This is a genomic window from Listeria sp. MAN/IMW/UF555 (assembly GCF_058684075.1).
This window is the reverse complement of the sequence record NZ_JBZWZS010000002.1, coordinates 257,749-275,858: the sequence shown is the minus strand read 5'-3', so window position 1 is coordinate 275,858 and position 18,110 is coordinate 257,749. Positions and strand designations below refer to the sequence as shown.

16 protein-coding genes are annotated in these 18,110 nt (G+C 37.8%); 15 read left to right on the top strand and 1 reads right to left on the bottom strand.

Features of this window, described 5'->3' with window-relative positions:
- Positions 1-87: 87 nt before the first annotated feature.
- From rpmF to AC4PG8_RS08455, 3 genes are all read left to right on the top strand, one after another.
- A complete protein-coding gene (gene rpmF, locus AC4PG8_RS08465; protein WP_003726143.1) occupies positions 88-261 on the top strand; it encodes a 50S ribosomal protein L32 in 174 nt (57 codons plus the stop codon).
- A gap of 149 nt (positions 262-410) precedes the next feature.
- The gene (locus AC4PG8_RS08460) at positions 411-1,316 is read left to right on the top strand and encodes a 2-dehydropantoate 2-reductase (RefSeq protein WP_492170257.1); all 906 of its coding nucleotides are present in this window, start codon (positions 411-413) and stop codon (positions 1,314-1,316) included.
- Positions 1,309-1,695 (top strand): DUF3397 domain-containing protein, encoded by a 387-nt coding sequence (locus AC4PG8_RS08455; RefSeq protein WP_492170256.1) that lies wholly within the window; start codon positions 1,309-1,311, stop codon positions 1,693-1,695. Before AC4PG8_RS08460 ends, AC4PG8_RS08455 begins: the two co-directional genes overlap by 8 nt.
- Here AC4PG8_RS08455 and AC4PG8_RS08450 read toward each other — a convergent pair.
- The gene (locus AC4PG8_RS08450) at positions 1,667-3,439 is read right to left on the bottom strand and encodes an SgrR family transcriptional regulator (RefSeq protein ID WP_492170255.1); all 1,773 of its coding nucleotides are present in this window, start codon (positions 3,437-3,439) and stop codon (positions 1,667-1,669) included. The genes AC4PG8_RS08455 and AC4PG8_RS08450 overlap by 29 nt on opposite strands.
- A gap of 114 nt (positions 3,440-3,553) precedes the next feature.
- Here AC4PG8_RS08450 and AC4PG8_RS08445 point away from each other — a divergent pair, with 114 nt between their 5' ends.
- The 12 genes from AC4PG8_RS08445 to ftsZ all read left to right on the top strand — a co-directional run bounded on the left by AC4PG8_RS08445 (position 3,554) and on the right by ftsZ (position 18,008).
- Positions 3,554-4,801: an MDR family MFS transporter gene (locus AC4PG8_RS08445; RefSeq protein WP_185512937.1), complete on the top strand. Its 1,248-nt coding sequence runs from the start codon at positions 3,554-3,556 to the stop codon at positions 4,799-4,801.
- A gap of 203 nt (positions 4,802-5,004) precedes the next feature.
- On the top strand, positions 5,005-5,436 hold the full coding sequence (gene mraZ, locus AC4PG8_RS08440; RefSeq protein WP_003763280.1) for a division/cell wall cluster transcriptional repressor MraZ: 432 nt from the start codon (positions 5,005-5,007) through the stop codon (positions 5,434-5,436).
- A gap of 12 nt (positions 5,437-5,448) precedes the next feature.
- Positions 5,449-6,387, top strand: a complete 939-nt coding sequence (gene rsmH, locus AC4PG8_RS08435) for a 16S rRNA (cytosine(1402)-N(4))-methyltransferase RsmH (RefSeq protein ID WP_003769598.1) — start codon at positions 5,449-5,451, stop codon at positions 6,385-6,387.
- A 16-nt stretch (positions 6,388-6,403) separates the two neighbouring features.
- Positions 6,404-6,766 (top strand): cell division protein FtsL, encoded by a 363-nt coding sequence (gene ftsL, locus AC4PG8_RS08430; protein WP_003723754.1) that lies wholly within the window; start codon positions 6,404-6,406, stop codon positions 6,764-6,766.
- Complete coding sequence (locus AC4PG8_RS08425) at positions 6,763-9,021, top strand: penicillin-binding protein (RefSeq protein WP_003769597.1); 2,259 nt, start codon at positions 6,763-6,765, stop codon at positions 9,019-9,021. The genes ftsL and AC4PG8_RS08425 overlap by 4 nt, the downstream gene beginning before the upstream one ends.
- Positions 9,022-9,192: 171 nt before the next feature.
- Entirely contained in the window at positions 9,193-10,668 is a 1,476-nt protein-coding gene (locus tag AC4PG8_RS08420; protein WP_492170254.1) for a UDP-N-acetylmuramoyl-L-alanyl-D-glutamate--2,6-diaminopimelate ligase, read from the top strand.
- Positions 10,669-10,714: 46 nt separating this feature from the next.
- Positions 10,715-11,689: a phospho-N-acetylmuramoyl-pentapeptide-transferase gene (mraY, locus tag AC4PG8_RS08415; RefSeq protein ID WP_070753739.1), complete on the top strand. Its 975-nt coding sequence runs from the start codon at positions 10,715-10,717 to the stop codon at positions 11,687-11,689.
- Positions 11,690-11,827: 138 nt separating this feature from the next.
- A complete protein-coding gene (gene murD / locus AC4PG8_RS08410; RefSeq protein WP_010991778.1) occupies positions 11,828-13,195 on the top strand; it encodes a UDP-N-acetylmuramoyl-L-alanine--D-glutamate ligase in 1,368 nt (455 codons plus the stop codon).
- A complete protein-coding gene (gene murG, locus AC4PG8_RS08405; protein ID WP_492170253.1) occupies positions 13,192-14,283 on the top strand; it encodes an undecaprenyldiphospho-muramoylpentapeptide beta-N-acetylglucosaminyltransferase in 1,092 nt (363 codons plus the stop codon). The genes murD and murG overlap by 4 nt, the downstream gene beginning before the upstream one ends.
- Before the next feature lie 22 nt (positions 14,284-14,305).
- Positions 14,306-15,118 (top strand): cell division protein FtsQ/DivIB, encoded by an 813-nt coding sequence (locus tag AC4PG8_RS08400; protein ID WP_185540767.1) that lies wholly within the window; start codon positions 14,306-14,308, stop codon positions 15,116-15,118.
- A 364-nt stretch (positions 15,119-15,482) separates the two neighbouring features.
- A complete protein-coding gene (gene ftsA, locus AC4PG8_RS08395; RefSeq protein ID WP_003767733.1) occupies positions 15,483-16,763 on the top strand; it encodes a cell division protein FtsA in 1,281 nt (426 codons plus the stop codon).
- A gap of 66 nt (positions 16,764-16,829) precedes the next feature.
- A complete protein-coding gene (gene ftsZ / locus AC4PG8_RS08390) occupies positions 16,830-18,008 on the top strand; it encodes a cell division protein FtsZ (protein WP_003769589.1) in 1,179 nt (392 codons plus the stop codon).
- The last annotated feature ends 102 nt before the right edge of the window (positions 18,009-18,110 follow it).

Below are 18,110 nucleotides of genomic sequence, written 5' to 3'. Positions count from 1 at the left end.
CCCCGTGAAGCTGGAATATATTAAGGAATTTATTTTTCTTAGATTAACGATACAAGTACTTAGTTATCGTCAAGGAGGTGTAAGGAAATGGCAGTACCTTTTAGAAGAACTTCAAAAGCCAAAAAGCGTAAGCGTCGTACACACGTTAAACTTCAACTTCCGGGCATGAACGAATGCTCGAATTGCGGCGAATACAGACTTTCCCATCACGTATGTCCAGAATGTGGACAATATGATGGCAAAGATGTAGCAAACAGCTAATATTGTTAAAAACAAGTGACGTTTCACTTGTTGAAGACGAACCTCGAAAGACGCCATGGGTCTTTCGAGGTTTTTGTTTGCGCGCAAAAGTGCAAAGAATCGCCACTTCTGATAAAATAAAAGCATCAACCAATATGGAGCTGAAATCAATGGAAAACCAAATAAATGTTGGGATTATTGGCGCGGGAGCAATGGGACTGTTATACGCAGCTAATTTCGCTGATAAATCTAAGCTCACCCTTTTTACACATCGAAAAGAACAAGCGGATTTATTAAATCAAAAAGGAATTTCATTAATAGACAATGAAACAACAAAAAATATACATATTCATGCAGCACAGATTACCGAAGAAGAACAGTTAACTAAACAACAGTTACTAATTATCGCCGTAAAGCAGTATTCCTTAAATGAAATAATACCAATACTTCAAAAACTACCGACAAAAATCCCGATTTTATTCATTCAAAATGGCGCCGGACATCTAGAACGCTTAAGTGAGCTTGGGACAACACGTACAATTTTATTAGGCATTAGCGAGCACGGGGCAGGTCGCGAGGATGATACGACCGTTATTTGGCGCGGACACGGCCGAACAAAATATAGCATTTTCCAAGGAGAACTGAATGACGACCTAAAAGAATTATTAACGTCTAGCCCAGCTTTTCCGATTGAAAAACATGCGAATTATCAAGCAATTATCCAAGAAAAATTATTTATCAATGCAGTTATAAACCCTTTAACAGCAGTACTTGGTGTTCAAAATGGGAAACTTTTAGAAAATCAAGAATGGCATCGTTTGTTAATAAGGCTAGTAAATGAAGTTGAAACTGTCTTACCGATAGAAAATGCATTAGAGAAAGTCGAGACGATTTGCCGAACGACTGCGCTTAACTTTTCTTCGATGGCACTTGACTGTATGAATGAACGTATGACAGAAATTGATGGGATTGTGCTACCAATTTTAGAAAAAGGGGACCAAACAGAAACTTCCCTTCCTACACTTCGGACACTTTACCAGATTATTAAAGGATTGGAAGGAGAACGTCATGTTTGATTGGTTAACTAATTCAACTGCTATTATTATTATTTTACCCTTAGTGGTATTTGTACTTACTTTGTTTTTAGCGCGTTTTAAATTTCGGAAACCGCAACGGAGAATTATGTTGGCAGCGGATTTATCGACAATTTTCTTAATTATCGCGGTGCACTTTTTTATGATTGTTATCTTTAACCGTTCGTTTTTACTTTATATTTTGTTGTTTTTATTTATCTTAGGCATCGTTATTGTGGTGTTAGCTGCAAAAAAAGAAGGCGAGATTCAGTTTCGCAAAATCCTTCGTGGTTACTGGAGACTTTGTTTCTTCATCTTCGCCTTACTATATGTCGTTCTTTATTTATATGGCATTATTTATAGTTTGATTTTACTTTTTTAAGCGGTTTTGTTTCAATCCATACTTTACTTAAATCAAAGTAGCCATATGGATTTTCTGCAATTCCTTTTATCATGGAATGGAGCGATTGGCTTTTTTCTGGATGATGTAAATAAATTAAATAGTTATTTTCGGTTAGATAACGATCGATATTCGTTTGCAAAGCGTCTCTTTTGGAGGCGCTTTTTTCTAATTTCATTGCATCTAATTTTTTCGAAAGTTCGAGGAGAATACTTGGATTAAGTAGCTGTTGTGGTAAAAGGTAAGGGTTATTTAAGAAATCCAAATAAGCCATCTCGTTATCAGAAGCTGGAATTTCTCCCATCATCATCAAGTCCGTTTCCTCTTTTGGTACATTTGAATAAGAAGCTTCATGATGAGTTATGATTTTTTGCTCAAGCGTAATTCCGAATTGTGCCGCCCGGTCGCGGATCCATTTCGATTCTTTTAAAGCGGTAGGATGCTGTGTTGTCGCAAAAATAACTTTTTCTCCTTGGTAATTTGCTTCTTTTAATAAGTCGGCAATTTTGTCAGGGTTTTTAATGGGAGCAATCGATTTTTCTGGAAAGTAATTCGAAGCGATTGTGCCGTAATTTTCGAAACCTTGCTCACTAGCTATTTGGCAGTCTATTAGTTGATAAATTGCTTCGCGAAAAGCTGGATGTTGCGGGACGCCTTGCCGATGGGTATTAAAGCAAATAAAGTTGACACCGACACCTAGTTTGCGACGTTCAACATAAGCTTTATTTTCCTCGTAATCAACGGAAGTAAACTGCATCGGAATGTTTGTTAAAGTGTCTCCAGTTTGAGCTGTCCAAAATTCTACTCGGTCAAGAAGAGGGCGCTCTAAGAAATAAGCCTCAAATGCTTCTAAAACTAGACGTTCGTCATTTCGCTCTACTATCCGAAAAGGCCCCGTTGAAATCCATTTGTATTCATCGAAAACCACGTCGCGCGGCAAAATCGCCATATTGGCAGTACATAAATAGCGAATAAAAAAAGGATCTGGCTTGTTTAAATAAATCGTAATGGTAAATTTATTTCCACATTGAATTGCTTTAATTGATTTTAGTTGCCAGGCGCTTACCGAATTTGTTTCCTTCGAACGGAGTAGGGTGTGCTTGACGTCTTCACTATCAAGCATACGCCCATGATGAAATAAAACACTTTTTCGTAAATAAAAAGTCCATTCTGTGTAATCATCGGAAACTTTCCAATTATGGGCAATATGGGGAATGATAGTCTTTTTTTGTTCATCATATTTTATAAGAGTATCACTGATTTGTGTAATTAAAAAAGCTTCCATCGAAACAGAGGTTTGCAGCGGATCGAGCGTAGTAAGTTTACGCCGGACAATAGAGCGGAGTATTTCTTGCTGATTTTCTGTTACTTGTAAACCAAACATGTGCTGAATTTCGGTAGATATGCTCGAAAACCAACTTTTTGGTATTGGTAATTGTAGTAGAAATAATATATCGCTAAATGCATCTTTTGCTAAACTTTGCTCCAAAACTTCCAGAACTTCATCTTCTAATTGTTTCGAAAAAATAAGCCGTGAAACATTTCCTCGACCAAGCCCCGGTAAATAAGTGAGCATGTCCTTTGATTGGTATTGCTGCAATTTTCGCTTGGCATTTTTAGTAGTACAAAACCAAATATCTGCTAAATTATTTAGTTTAAAAGGTACTTCTAAATCTGTAGTTTGTTCATATAAATGCGCGCGCATAGTGAAATAATCTTTGTCCATAAGCCAGCTCCAATCTAAAAGGGGACAATTTCTGTTTTTAAATACCCTTTTTATCTTTCTGTTTCCCTTTTATACTAACAGAGAAGTCAGAAAAATTGCAATGGAGGGGATTCCATGTTTAAAGAGTTACATCCAAATATTCGTGCGCGGATATTGATTCAATTTTTAAGTAAAATAATCGGGTCAATGATTTTTCCTTTTATGGCAATTTATTTTTCAATGGAAATTAATAGTAAGGTCGCGGGAATTCTCTTGATGATTAATGTATTGGCGCAGTTTCTTGCGGGTATGTATGGCGGGCATTTGGCGGATATTATTGGTCGTAAAAAACTGATGGTGGCAGGGGAACTTCTTAAAGTATTTGCCTTTCTAGGAATGGTGCTTTGTAATTCGCCGATTTTCCATTCACCATGGATAACGTTTGTGATGCTACTTCTAATTGGTGTGGCGCAAGGACTCATAAATCCTGCTGGAGAAGCGATGTTGATTGATGTAAGTACGCCGGAAAATCGTTCTTTTATGTATTCGGTTAGTTACTGGGCAAATAATTTATCTATGATGATAGGGATTATTGTAGGTGGTTGGTTTTTCGTCGATTACTTATTTCCGTTACTCGTTGCGCTCTTCATTATGTCATTCGTCACTGCATGGCTTACTATAAGCTTGATTTCAGAAACATTAAAGCAAAAAGCAGTGTTAGAAAAAGGATCTTACGGGTTAGTAGGAATGCTTAAAAATTATGGGCAAGTGTTACATGATTACCGTTTTCTTCTATATACTATTGGTGGAATTGCAGTTATGTCGATTGAATTTCAACGGAGCAATTATATTTCCGTACGTTTAGCTGAAGATTTTCAGGCTTTGCTCGTTCATTTCGGTCCACTCGGAAACATTACTCTAAATGGCGTACAAATAGTCAGCGTTTTAACGGCAGTGAATACTTTGTTTATCGTTCTTTTCACAGTTCCGGTTGCAAGGTTCGTAACAAAAAGAGCGCAACAACCTATTATGTACATTGGGTTTACTTTATTTGCTATAGGTTTTGCGGTGTGTGCTTTTGCGAATAATCTAGCCGTTTTACTACTAGCGACGGCAGTTCTTTCTATTGGAGAGTTGCTTTACGTGCCTACGCGTCAAACGATTTTAGCAGCAATTGTGGACGATGACAGACGCGGGGCATATATGGCGTTTAACGGTATTATTTTCCAAATTGGTAAAATGATTGGTTCGGTGAGCCTTGTATTTGCACCTTTTATTGGCAAATATGGTATGGCGACTTTTACGATTTTACTTGGGGTTCTAAGTATTGTTTTTTCCGCAACTGCATTAAAATCGGGCTGGAAAAAAGTATTAGCAAAATAGTTTTTGGGTGAGAAGTGGGGAATCCCTCCACCCGGCCCCACAATCATTTTTAAAAAGGAATTGTAGTTAAAATGGCTTTAAATAAGGGTTTGATCATTCTGCTTAAATAGTAGAGTGATTTTTTTTTACACTTTTTTAGGTTTTGGGTGGTGCGAAGTGGGGAGATGTGGTAAAGTGGTATTTAGGAAAGTGGGTGAAGTCTAATGTTCATGGGAGAATATCAACATAACATCGATATAAAGGGCAGATTAATTGTGCCAGCTAAATTCCGTGAGCTTTTGGGGGATAATTTTGTTATAACCCGAGGACTTGATAAGTGTTTATTTGCTTATCCACAAGAGGAATGGAAAAAGCTTGAAGAAAAGCTCCAAACCTTACCACTAACTAAAAAAGATGCTCGTTCCTTTACACGTTTCTTCTTTTCCGGTGCGTCTGAATGCGAACTAGACAAACAAGGCCGGATAAATATTCCATCCAACTTACTACAGTATGCGGATTTGGAAAAAGAAACAGTAATTATCGGGGTTTCAAGTCGTATTGAAATTTGGAGTAAATCAGAGTGGGATAATGTCTTTAACGAGGCAGAAGAGTCCTTTGCTGATTTAGCTGAAAATATGATTGGCTTTGATATTTAAGGGGGAATTTGCATGTTTAAGCACGAAACCGTATTACTACATGAAACAGTCGATATGCTTGAAGTAAAACCAGACGGAATCTATGTCGATGCAACACTTGGCGGCGCAGGTCACTCAGAGTATTTACTAAATAAGCTTAATGAACAAGGGCACTTATTTGCTTTTGACCAAGATCAAACAGCAATTGATAATGCAAAAATTAAACTAGCAGAATATAGCGATAGAGTAACTTTTATTAAATCAAATTTCCGCTATATGAAAGAAGCTTTGAACGAGCGCGGAATTGAAGCAGTTGATGGGATTTTATATGATTTAGGTGTTTCTTCCCCTCAATTAGACGAAAGAGAACGCGGCTTTAGTTATCACCAAGATGCAGCGCTTGATATGCGTATGGATCAAGAGCAAGAACTGACGGCGAAAAAAGTTGTTAACGAATGGTCTTACCAAGACTTGATTCGCATCTTTTTCCAATACGGCGAAGAAAAATTCTCTAAACAAATTGCTCGTGAAATCGAACGTCGTCGTGAAGTAAAACCTATTGAAACAACCGGCGAACTAGTAGACATCATCAAAACAGCTATCCCGGCGCCAGCAAGAAGAAAAGGCGGACATCCAGGGAAACGTACTTTTCAAGCAATCCGAATTGCCGTTAACGATGAACTTGGTGCGGTAGAAGATTCTCTTGAAAATGCCTTAACATTATTAAAACCAGGCGGCAGAATTAGCGTAATCACGTTTCATTCATTAGAAGACCGCATAACAAAACACTTATTCCAAGAAGCGACAAAAGGACCAGATTTACCACCAGGTCTTCCAGTCATTCCAGATGAATATAAACCAGATTTCAAACTTGCTACAAGAAAGCCAATCGTACCAAGTGAAGAGGAACTGGAACAAAACAACCGAGCACGTTCTGCAAAATTACGTGTAATCGAAAAAATTATTAAATAGCAGGAGTTGAAAAAATGTGAGCAATGTCGCCTATAAATCAAATCTCGAGCCAAATAGAGTACATAGAGAAGCGGAACAGCCTAAAAAACAAATCCTAAAACGTGGTCAAATGACACTTGGAGAAAAAGTAATCATCACGATTGCGCTTGCGATTGTTTTAGTTGTTGCTTTTCGAATCATCAGTGTACAAGCTCAAATTTATACAGTGAACCAAGAAATTCAAACAAAAGAAACAAAAATTCTCGAACAACAAAAATCAAATGAAGATTTAAAAGTAGAAGTAAAAGATTTAGGAAGATATGAACGTATTTTGAAAATCGCTAAAGAAAAAGGGTTAAAACTTGATGGCGATAATGTGAAAGTGGTAGATGGTCAATGAAACGGCGTATAGGTAACATGAGAAGGGGAGCTCTTGTGCTTTTTATCTTTTTCACAATTCTCTTTCTCTTAGTTTCTGGCCGTTTTCTTTATTTGCAAATTACGGGAGAAGCAAATGGGGTTCCGCTAGCAGCTAAAGCATCTAAACAACATTTAAAAAGCAGTGTTCTCGAAGCAAAACGCGGCTCCATTTTAGATCGAAAAGGAGAAGTGCTAGCAGAGGATACGGCTTCTTACACGATTGCAGCGGTAGTTAGTGATAAATTATCCAAAACAACGAAAAATCCGATGCGAGTAGTTGATGAAGAAAAAACAGCTCGTATTCTTGCAAAATATATTCCTATGGACGAATCTGATATTCTAGATAAACTCAATGAAAAAGGTAAATACCAAGTTGAATTTGGCTCTGCGGGAAAAAATATTTCTACAGAAACAAAAGCTAAAATCGACAAAGAAAATTTACCAGGCATTGAATTTACTCGTCAATCAGAACGTTTCTATCCTAATGGTACTTTCGCGACACAATTAATCGGCTTTGCGCAACAAGAAGAAGAAAAAAACACTACCAAATTAGAAGGTAAAATGGGAATTGAATCCAGCTATAATGATATACTAACAGGCAAAAATGGGAAAATCGATTATAGCACCGACCGAATGGGCTATATTTTGCCTGATTCAAAAAACAAAGTAACAGAAGCAAAAGACGGTAAGGATATTACCTTAACATTGGATAAAAAAATCCAAACCTTTTTAGAAGATACAATGACAACTGTCGATGCAAAATATAAACCGAAAAATATGATGGCCGTAGTTGCAGATCCGAAAACAGGAGAGATTTTGGCAATTAGTCAACGTCCTTCATTTAATCCGGCTGACAGGTCGACAATTACTGGAAACAGTTCGAGCATTTGGCAAGATTTACCAGTGGAATATGCTTATGAACCAGGTTCCGTAATGAAAATCATCTCACTAGCATCTGCTATTGATAAAAACGTTTATAATCCAAACGAATACTATCAATCAGGTTCCTATAAAGTTGGCGATATCGCAATTCATGACCATAATAATGGGAATGGATGGGGCTCGATTCCATACCGCGAAGGCGTAGAACGTTCTAGTAACGTTGCGTTTGCTAAACTGCTAAACAAAATGGGCACTGATACATTTAAAACCTATTTAGATAAATTTGGTTTTGGCAAGAAAACAGGCATTGCTTTACCAAATGAAACAAAAGGAAAAATTCTTTATAACTACCCGATTGAAAAAGTAACAACTGTCTTCGGTCAAGGGACAACAGTTTCGATGATGCAAATGATTCAAGCCGCATCTGCTATTGCAAGTGACGGCACGATGAAAGAGCCTTATGTGGTTTCAAGCGTCAAAGATACGAATACTGGAGAAGAGACAGAAACAAAAACCAAAATCGCTGGAAAACCAATCAGCGCCGAAACAGCTAAGAAAACTCGAGATGAACTAAAAAATGTTATTAGCGGTCGAAACGGAACAGGTAAACTATATGCGATTCCTGGTTATGATGTAGCTGGTAAAACAGGAACATCACAAATTCCAGATTCAAAAACAGGTAAATACATGACTGGGGCAGAAAATTATATTTTTTCTTTCTTAGGAATGGCACCTGCTGATAATCCTGAACTCGTGATATATGTGACCATGCAACAACCGCAATTATCTGGTAGCCAAACAGGTGGGGAAGCAGTTTCCGAAGTATTTAATCCTGTAATGAAAAACAGCTTACAATACATGAACATTAAACCGGGCGATGTTGAAAAACTAGCTAGTGAAAAAGTTCCTGTTGTAGCAGAAAAAACAGTAGACGAAGCTAAAAAAGCTGTACAAGACAAAGGGCTTGAACCAGTAGTTGTTGGTAATGGTAAAAAAATTGTTCAACAACTTCCACTAGCAAATAGCGAAATCATGCAAGGACAAAAAGTAATTCTGATGACTGATGGAGATATGACTGCTCCAGATATGGTGAATTGGTCGAAAGTTGACGCTCTAAAAGTCTCAGAAATCACTGGTATTCCTTTTGAGTTTAGTGGAAATGGTTATGTGAAAAGTCAAAGCGTTTCGGCAGGTAGCGTAATCAATAGTGAAACGAAAATGAAAATAACGCTCGCCTCACCAGAACAAATTGGTGACTTCAACCAAAATCATGACCAAGATACAGCGGAACAAAATAAAAAAGCGACAGACATCCGAGAAAATGCAGGTATAGGTGATTTACTGAATGAATAATAGGAAGATAGAAGTATGTCAGCTGAGTAAAGTGGCATACTTCTAACTTTAAAAGCAATCTATGTCTTTAGTCGTGGTAGATATACTTTGTTGTTTTTGCTAAGATAGAAAAGGATTCTTTTTGATTTTAGCAAAACTAACAGAAAGAATAAGTTTGAGGAGATGGCAAGAATGAAGTTAAAAGAACTAATGCAAGCTATCCCGGTCTATACTGGAGAAGCAAGTGCAGCAATTGAAGTTAACCAAATTGCGCAAGATAGTAGAAAAGTACAACCGGATACCTTATTTATTTGTATAGATGGAGAAATAGTGGACGGACATCAGTTCGCTGACCGCGCCGTTCAGCTTGGTGCAGTAGCAATTATCGCTGAAAAACAATTAGATGTTTCCGTGCCAGTTCTTTATGTTAGAGATTCTAAACGAGCAATGGCAATGCTAGCGGATTACTTTTATGGTTCTCCAACCCAAGCGTTAAAACTAGTTGGGATTACAGGGACAAATGGTAAAACAACCGTTAGCCATTTAGTAGAACAAATTGTTCGCGAAAACGGCGAGCAAACTGGCTTGATTGGTACGATGTATCGTAAAATTGGCGATGAAATTTTAGAAACAAAAAATACGACGCCAGACAGCCTAACCTTGCAAGAAACTTTTCGTGATATGCTTCTGAGTGGTGTGAGTACAGCAGTAATGGAAGTCTCTTCTCACGCATTAGTTCAAGGCCGCGTATACGGTTCAGATTATGACGTAGCAGTATTTATGAATTTATCTCAAGATCATTTAGATTATCACCATACAATGGAAGAATATGCTTACGCTAAGAGCTTATTGTTCGCGCAGCTTGGTAACAGCTATAACTTGAGTAATCCAAAAATTGCTGTTTTAAATGCAGATGATAAAGAAAGCGTTCGAATGCAAACAGCAACAGCCGCGCACATTATAACTTTTGGGATAAAAGAACCGGCTGATTTTAGCGCATCTAACATTCAAATTACAAGCCATGGCTCAACTTTTGATTTAAAAACACCAGTTGGAGATTTCTCATTAAAAATAAAAATGATTGGAAATTTCAGCGTATATAATGTATTAGCCGCGATTGCTACAAGTTTTGCGCTACGTATTCCAGTTATAAATGCAATTGCAACGGTTGAGAGCATTCCAGGGGTAAAAGGACGTTTTGAGCTCGTAAATGCAGGACAAGATTTTCCAGTAATAGTGGATTATTCTCATACACCTGACAGCTTGTTAAATGTTCTACAAACGATTGATGAATTTGCCGAAAAACGTGTCTTTGTTGTTGTAGGATGTGGTGGCGACCGTGATAAAGGAAAACGACCACAAATGGCAAAAATTGCTGTTGACTATGCGACAAATCCAATTTTCACATCAGATAATCCGCGTAGTGAAGACCCACATGCGATTATTGAAGATATGATTCAAGGTGTCCCAGGGAGCGATTCATACGTTGTTCATGAGAACCGTCGCGATGCCATTCGTTATGCAGTAAATATGGCAGAAGCAGGGGATGTTATTCTGATTGCTGGTAAAGGGCATGAAGATTATCAAGTGATTGGTGATGAGGTTATCGATTTCGATGATCGCGTAGAAGCTCGAATAGCTATTGAAAAAAAACTCGGACTCGCATAAAATATGAAGTGAAGTGCTTTGACAAACAGATTGGGGAGAATTTATTGTGTCTTTATACATGTTAGTATCAACTTTTGCAGTGGCTTTTATCATTACGGTGATAGGTGTCCCACTATTTATACCTTTCTTGGTGAAATTAAAATTCGGCCAAAGTATTCGGGATGAAGGCCCGAAAATGCACGAAAAGAAATCAGGAACACCAACTATGGGTGCGGTTATTTTTATTACTGCCATGCTCATTAGCTTTTTGATTTTTTCATTCATCAGTGGTGAAGTTAGTGCGGCTACTTGGCTACTATTCATTACGCTGGCATTATTTGGCGCATTAGGTTTTCTAGACGACTATATCAAAGTAGTTCAAAAACGTAACTTAGGCCTCACTTCGAAGCAGAAGTTTTTAGGTCAAGTTGCGATTTCGATTTTATTCTATCTGGTATATCATTTTAGTGATTTTGCAGAAACGCTTAAGATTCCATTTACGAATACGGAAATTGATCTCGGTTGGTTCTTCGTTATCTTTATCTTGTTCTGGTTAGTTGGTTTCTCCAATGCAGTTAATTTAACAGATGGTTTAGACGGACTTGTTTCTGGTCTATCTGTTATTGCATTCTCTGCTTTTGGTGTGATTGCTTTTTACCAAGAACAAATGGATGTAGCGATTTTCTGTTTCGCGATTGTAGGCGGAATGCTTGGATTTCTTCTATTTAATAAAAACCCAGCGAAAATTTTCATGGGAGATACTGGTTCACTTGCTCTAGGTGGGAGTATCGCAGCTGTTTCCATTTTAGTACATCAAGAATGGTTACTACTTTTAATCGGAATTATTTTCGTTATTGAAACTGCTTCTGTTATTTTACAAGTATTTTACTTTAAGGCAACGGGAGGAAAACGAATTTTCCGTATGACACCAATTCATCATCACTTCGAACTTGGTGGTTGGTCCGAGTGGCGTGTTGTTTTAACGTTCTGGGGAATCGGATTAATCGGAGCAATTATTTCAGTCTGTGTTGTTATCTTTTAAATAAAGCGCCGTAATTTTTGCGGCAAAAGCGTCTCTAGTTGGCTGTTTTTTACAGAATCTGGTTGGCGCTTTCCGTCGTTTTTGTGAATCTCATAGAATCGACCGTCAATTTTGATATAAATGGGGGAACCAAAGGAAATGAAAAAAATTGAAATGTACCATCACAAAAAAGTGCTTGTTTTAGGTCTTGCAAGAAGTGGTGTTAGCGCGGCAACAATTATGCATAAATTAGGAGCATTCGTCACAGTAAACGATCAAAAACCTTTTAGTGAAAATCCAGAAGCACAAGGATTACTTGAACAAGGGATTAAAGTTATTTGTGGATCGCATCCGATTGAATTGTTAGATGAAGGATTCGAACTCGTGATTAAAAACCCGGGGATCCCGTATAACAACCCGATGATTGAAAAAGCTTTAAAACTCAAAATTCCAGTTATTACAGAAGTAGAGTTAGCTTACCAAATTTCTGAAGCGCCGATAGTTGGTATTACTGGAACTAACGGGAAAACTACTACAACAACGATTATTCACCATATGTTAAATGCACACAAAGAAAATAGCTCTTTGCTTGCAGGAAACATTGGTTTTCCGGCATCAGCTGTTGCAGAAAACGCAACAAGCGATCAATATATTTCGATGGAATTATCTTCCTTCCAATTAATGGGTGTACAAACATTTAAGCCACATATTTCTGTAATTACAAATATCTATGAAGCGCATCTAGACTACCATACAGACCGCAGTGAATATGTACAAGCAAAATGGCACATTCAACAAAATCAAACAGCAGACGATTTCTTAGTAATTAATTGGGATCAAGAAGAATTGAAAAATTTAACTAAACAAACAAAAGCACAAGTTATTCCTTTCTCAACAACGCAGCGCTTAGAACAAGGAAGCTACGTCCAAAATGGCAATATTATGTTTGACGATGAAGTAATCGGATCCCGTGATAGCATTTTACTTCCGGGAGAGCATAATTTAGAAAACATTTTAGCATCTGTAGCAGTAGCCAAAACATTAGGTGTGACAAATGAAGAAATTATGTATGTCCTTGAAACATTTAAAGGCGTAGAGCACCGAACTCAATTTGTAGTGGAATGGCAAGGACGTAAATTTTATAACGATTCTAAAGCAACTAATATTTTAGCAACTCAAAGCGCATTGAAAGGTTTTAAAAATCCAGTAGTATTACTTGCTGGAGGACTGGACCGCGGAAACTCGTTCGACGAATTGCTACCATTTTTCAAAAATGTGAAATCACTTATTGTTTTTGGTGAAACGGCAGATAAAATTGGTCGAGTAGGGAAAATTGCAGGAATTGAAGTGCATTATGTGGATGATGTAGAGGCAGCTGTTCCGGTTGCATATCGCGAGTCAGCACCAGGAGATATAATCTTACTTTCACCGGCTTGTGCAAGTTGGGATCAATACCGGACATTCGAAGTTCGCGGAAATGCCTACATGGACGCAATCAGTGAACTAATAGAAGAGGTGGAAAAATGAAAGTAGCAATAAGCGGTGGTGGTACTGGAGGTCACGTTTATCCAGCACTTGCTTTCATCCGAGAATTAAAAAAAGTACATCCAGAAGCGGAATTTTTATACATTGGAACAGAAAAAGGCTTAGAAGCAGGAATCGTTAAACGAGAAGGTATTCCTTTTGAATCAATAGAAATTACCGGGTTTAAACGTTCATTATCTCTTGAAAATATCAAAACAGTCATGCGTTTTCTAAGTGGAGCTAAAAAAAGCAAGCAAATTCTACGCGAATTTAAACCAGATGTCGTAATTGGAACTGGGGGTTATGTTTGCGGTCCTGTGGTTTATGCAGCCGCTAAACTTAAAATACCAACTTTAATCCATGAACAGAATAGTATTGCTGGTTTAACAAATAAATTTTTAAGCCGTTACACAGATAAAGTCGCGATTTGTTTTGAAGAAGTAAGTGATTCGTTTGCTTCTGAGAAAATTGTTTTCACTGGAAATCCACGAGCTTCAGAAGTAGTGGGTGTGGACGGTGAAGGCGCACTAGAAGCATATGGTTTAGTTTCAGGAAAACCTACTGTACTTGTTTTTGGAGGTAGTAGAGGTGCTCGAGGTATAAATGAAGCTGTGGAAGCAATCTTGCCGGAATGGAATAAACGAGATTTTCAATTGTTGTATGTGACAGGTGATGTCCATTTTGAAAAGATAAAAGATTCTTTAGGAGAGATGAATTTAGGGAATCATATTAGTGTTCAACCATTTATTTATGATATGCCTAAGATTTTAAATGCTGTGACACTTGTTGTTTCAAGAGCAGGAGCGACCACTTTAGCTGAACTTACAGCGCTTGGGGTGCCAAGTGTTTTAATACCGAGCCCTTATGTCACCGCGAATCATCAAGAATATAATGCACGCGCGTTAGAAAAAAATAATGCGGCTGTGGTTATTACCGAGTCTGAATTAAAAGAGACGGATTTAATGGCGACAGTAGATGCTATTTTAACAGATGAAGCAAAATTAAATAGTATGAAATTAAGTGCTAAACAAATGGGGCGCCCAGATGCAGCTCAAAAACTGGTAGAAACAGTCCTTAGTATTATGAAATAAATTGCAGAAGGGGGCGAATAAAATGGCTGAAAACAAACGAGTAGTTTCCATCGAAAACCGTATACCTGAATTAAAAAAATACCGCAAAAAAAAGTTAATAAGACATTTAGCCATTTTAATCGGAATTTTTGCGATTTTAATCTTAATTACACTTTATTTCCTTTCCCCACTGAGTAAGTTAGATAAAATTGCTGTAAGTGGAAATAAACAACTAACTGAAAATGAAGTTCGTAAAGAAAGCGGGCTTACTGCCGGTGAATTTGTTCTTGGAATAAGAAACGGCAAAACCGAAGAAACGCTCGAAAAAAACACGTTAATAAAAAGCGCAACCGTTTCTAAAGATGGCCTAAATGATGTGAAAATTAACATTACAGAATATAAAACGATTGGTTACCAACAAAATGACGGTAAATACTATGACGTCCTTGAAAATGGCACGATGCTAACAGACCAACCGAGACAATTTCCAATAGGGAACGACCTACTATTCCAAAATTTTAAAAATGGTAAAACGCTCGAAAAAATGGTAGCGCAAATTAACAAATTACCAAAAGATGTAGTGAATTCTATTTCCGAAGTGATTTATAGTCCTACGAAAACCGATCAAAATCATATTGAATTATATATGAATGATGGCAATCAAGTTTCAGCTGATATAAGTAGTTTTGCAGAAAAGATGCAGCATTATCCAGCAATTGTCGCTCAACTAGCGAAAGGACAAAAAGGCGTGATTGATATTGAAGTAGGTTCTTATTTCCAAAGTTATTATCAACAAAACGCCGAAAAAAAAGCTGCCGAAGAAAAAGCCGCGGAGAAGAAAAAAGAAAACGAATAAAGACTTGTTTCTTCTCTCGCATTTTTGGCGAACTAGCACTTAACAGATATGTCAAAAAGGTGACAAAATGATGACCTGCAAGCTTGCGATACCAACACTTGTTCGCTTTTTTAATAAAATGAAAAAAATATCTTAAGAATTTGCCAAAAATTGTTCTTTGTGCTTTTATTACCTTCTTTCTTAGTGTAGACTGTAAATAAGTGATTTTGTATGTTAGGCAGAATGGGGAATCATTCTACACTGACGCCATATAAATAAAGAAGTAACACCGCTTTTTCAAGCAAGTTAAAAAAACCGGCTTTGCTCGGTATAAAAAATGAAATATTATACTTTAAATGACTAGAATAAAAGGAGGTGCCGATAAATGGGTGATAGCGAAATTTATGTAAGTTTGGACATTGGAACAGCTTCTGTGAAAGTAATCATCGCGGAAATGGCTGACGATAGACTCAATATTATCGGTGTTGGGAATGTCGAGTCATCCGGAATTAAAAAAGGGATTATTATCGACATAGACAAGACTGTAGAATCCATTAAAAAGGCAATTGAACAAGCAGAAAGAATGGTTGGCGTTGAAATTTCTCAAGTAATCGTTGGGGTAGTATCGAGTCAGGTACATTTAGAAGCTTGCCGAGGAATTGTGGCAGTAGGTAGCGAAAACCGGGAAATTACAGATGAAGATGTCTGGAATGTGATGGATGCCGCTCAAGTCGTTCCTCTATCTCCTGAACGAGAAATTATTAATACTATTCCTGATCAATTTGTTGTGGATGGTTTAACTGGGATTACCGATCCACGTGGAATGATTGGTGTTCGTTTAGAAATGGAAGGCACACTAATCACTGGCTCAAAAACAATTTTACATAATACGTTACGTTGTGTGGAACGTGCTGGTCTAGAGATTTCTGATATTGCTTTACAACCACTTGCTGAGGCATCTATCTCTTTATCTGAAGACGATAAAGAATTCGGTACTGCTCTTGTGAATATTGGTGCAGGAACGACAACTGTTAGCGTGTTTGAGCAAGGAAGGTTAACTTACACTGGTGTTATTCCAGTGGGTGGAGATAATATCACTAAAGACTTATCGCTTGGACTAAATACATCTACAGCCAATGCAGATCGTGTTAAATTAGAGCACGGTTACGCATTTTATGATGATGCTTCTCCGGATGAAGTTTTTGCAATTGATGTTATCGGTAGTGACCAAAAACAACATTTTACACAAGTAGAAGTAGCGGATATCATCGAAGCTCGTATGGAAGAAATTTTCCAATTAGTTGTAGAAGAATTGAACCGCGTAGGTAAAACGCATCTTCCAGGAGGCTATGTATTAACTGGTGGCTCAATGGCGATTCCAGGAGCTATTGATTTAGCAGGGAAAACATTGGCAGCACATGTTAGACTGGCGATTCCTGATTATATCGGTGTTCGCGAACCATCCTTCACAACAGCGGTAGGTTTGATTAAATATGCTTACCAAATGGCTGAATTAGAAGGTCGCGATGTAAGTAGCACCGCAAGTGAGCCTCGTTATGATGACGAAGCACCAAAACCAAAACAACCTAAACAAAAACCAAAAAAATCAGATGACGAAAAAGTATCAACAAAAATGAAGAATTTTTTCGGCGCATTTTTTGAATAAAAGCGAATAGCTGGTAAGGCAGCAAGAAAAACAAATCGTATAAATCGGCAAATAGGAGGCAATAATATGTTAGAATTTGACACTAGTTCAGAAAGTTTGGCAACAATTAAAGTAATCGGTGTTGGCGGCGGCGGTAACAACGCTGTAAACCGTATGATTGAGCATGGTGTTCAAGGAGTAGAATTTATCTCCGTTAATACAGACGCTCAAGCACTTAATTTAGCAAAAGCAGAAACAAAATTACAAATCGGTACAAAATTAACGCGTGGTTTAGGCGCAGGAGCTGTACCTGAAATTGGTAAAAAAGCAGCAGAAGAAAGTCGCGAACAAATTGAAGAAGCTTTAAAAGGCTCTGATATGGTATTCGTAACTGCTGGAATGGGCGGCGGAACTGGAACTGGTGCTGCACCTGTTATCGCTCAAATCGCTAAAGAAATGGGCGCTTTAACTGTAGGTGTTGTTACACGACCATTTGGTTTTGAAGGACCAAAACGTACGAAACAAGCCCTAACTGGAACAGAAGCAATGAAAGAAGCGGTGGATACTTTAATTGTTATCCCTAACGACCGTTTACTTCAAATTGTTGATAAAAATACGCCAATGCTTGAAGCTTTCCGTGAAGCAGATAATGTTTTACGTCAAGGGGTACAAGGGATTTCTGATTTGATTGCCGTTCCTGGTTTAATTAACTTAGACTTTGCCGATGTAAAAACAATTATGACTAATCGTGGTTCTGCACTTATGGGTATCGGTATTGCAACTGGTGAAAACCGTGCCGCAGAAGCTGCTAAAAAAGCCATTTCTTCGCCACTTCTTGAAACTTCCGTTGATGGAGCTAAAGGCGTTCTAATGAACATTACTGGTGGATCTAACCTTAGTCTTTATGAAGTACAAGAAGCAGCAGAAATCGTTTCTAGCGCTTCTGATGAAGATGTAAACATGATCTTCGGTTCTGTTATTAACGATGAATTAAAAGATGAATTGATTGTAACTGTTATTGCAACAGGTTTTGATGAAGAAAAACAAGCGCAACAACAAGCGCAAGCGAATCGTCGTCCTAACCAATCCATTCAAGTGAATCGTCCAAGCTATGCTGTGCAAGATGAGCCGCAAAATGATTACGCGCAAAATGCACCGCAACAAGGAAATAATCCGGTACACGAACAACCACAAGCTGAACCACAACAAAACAGTTCAGACGTTGATGTACCTGCATTTATCCGTAACCGTAACCGTCGCGGATAATACTTATAACACAATTTCACCCGGCCACTGTTAATGCGTGATTAAGTGACCGGGTATCTGATTATAACAAGAAGCGTTTTAAATGAAGCGCTTCGGGAATTA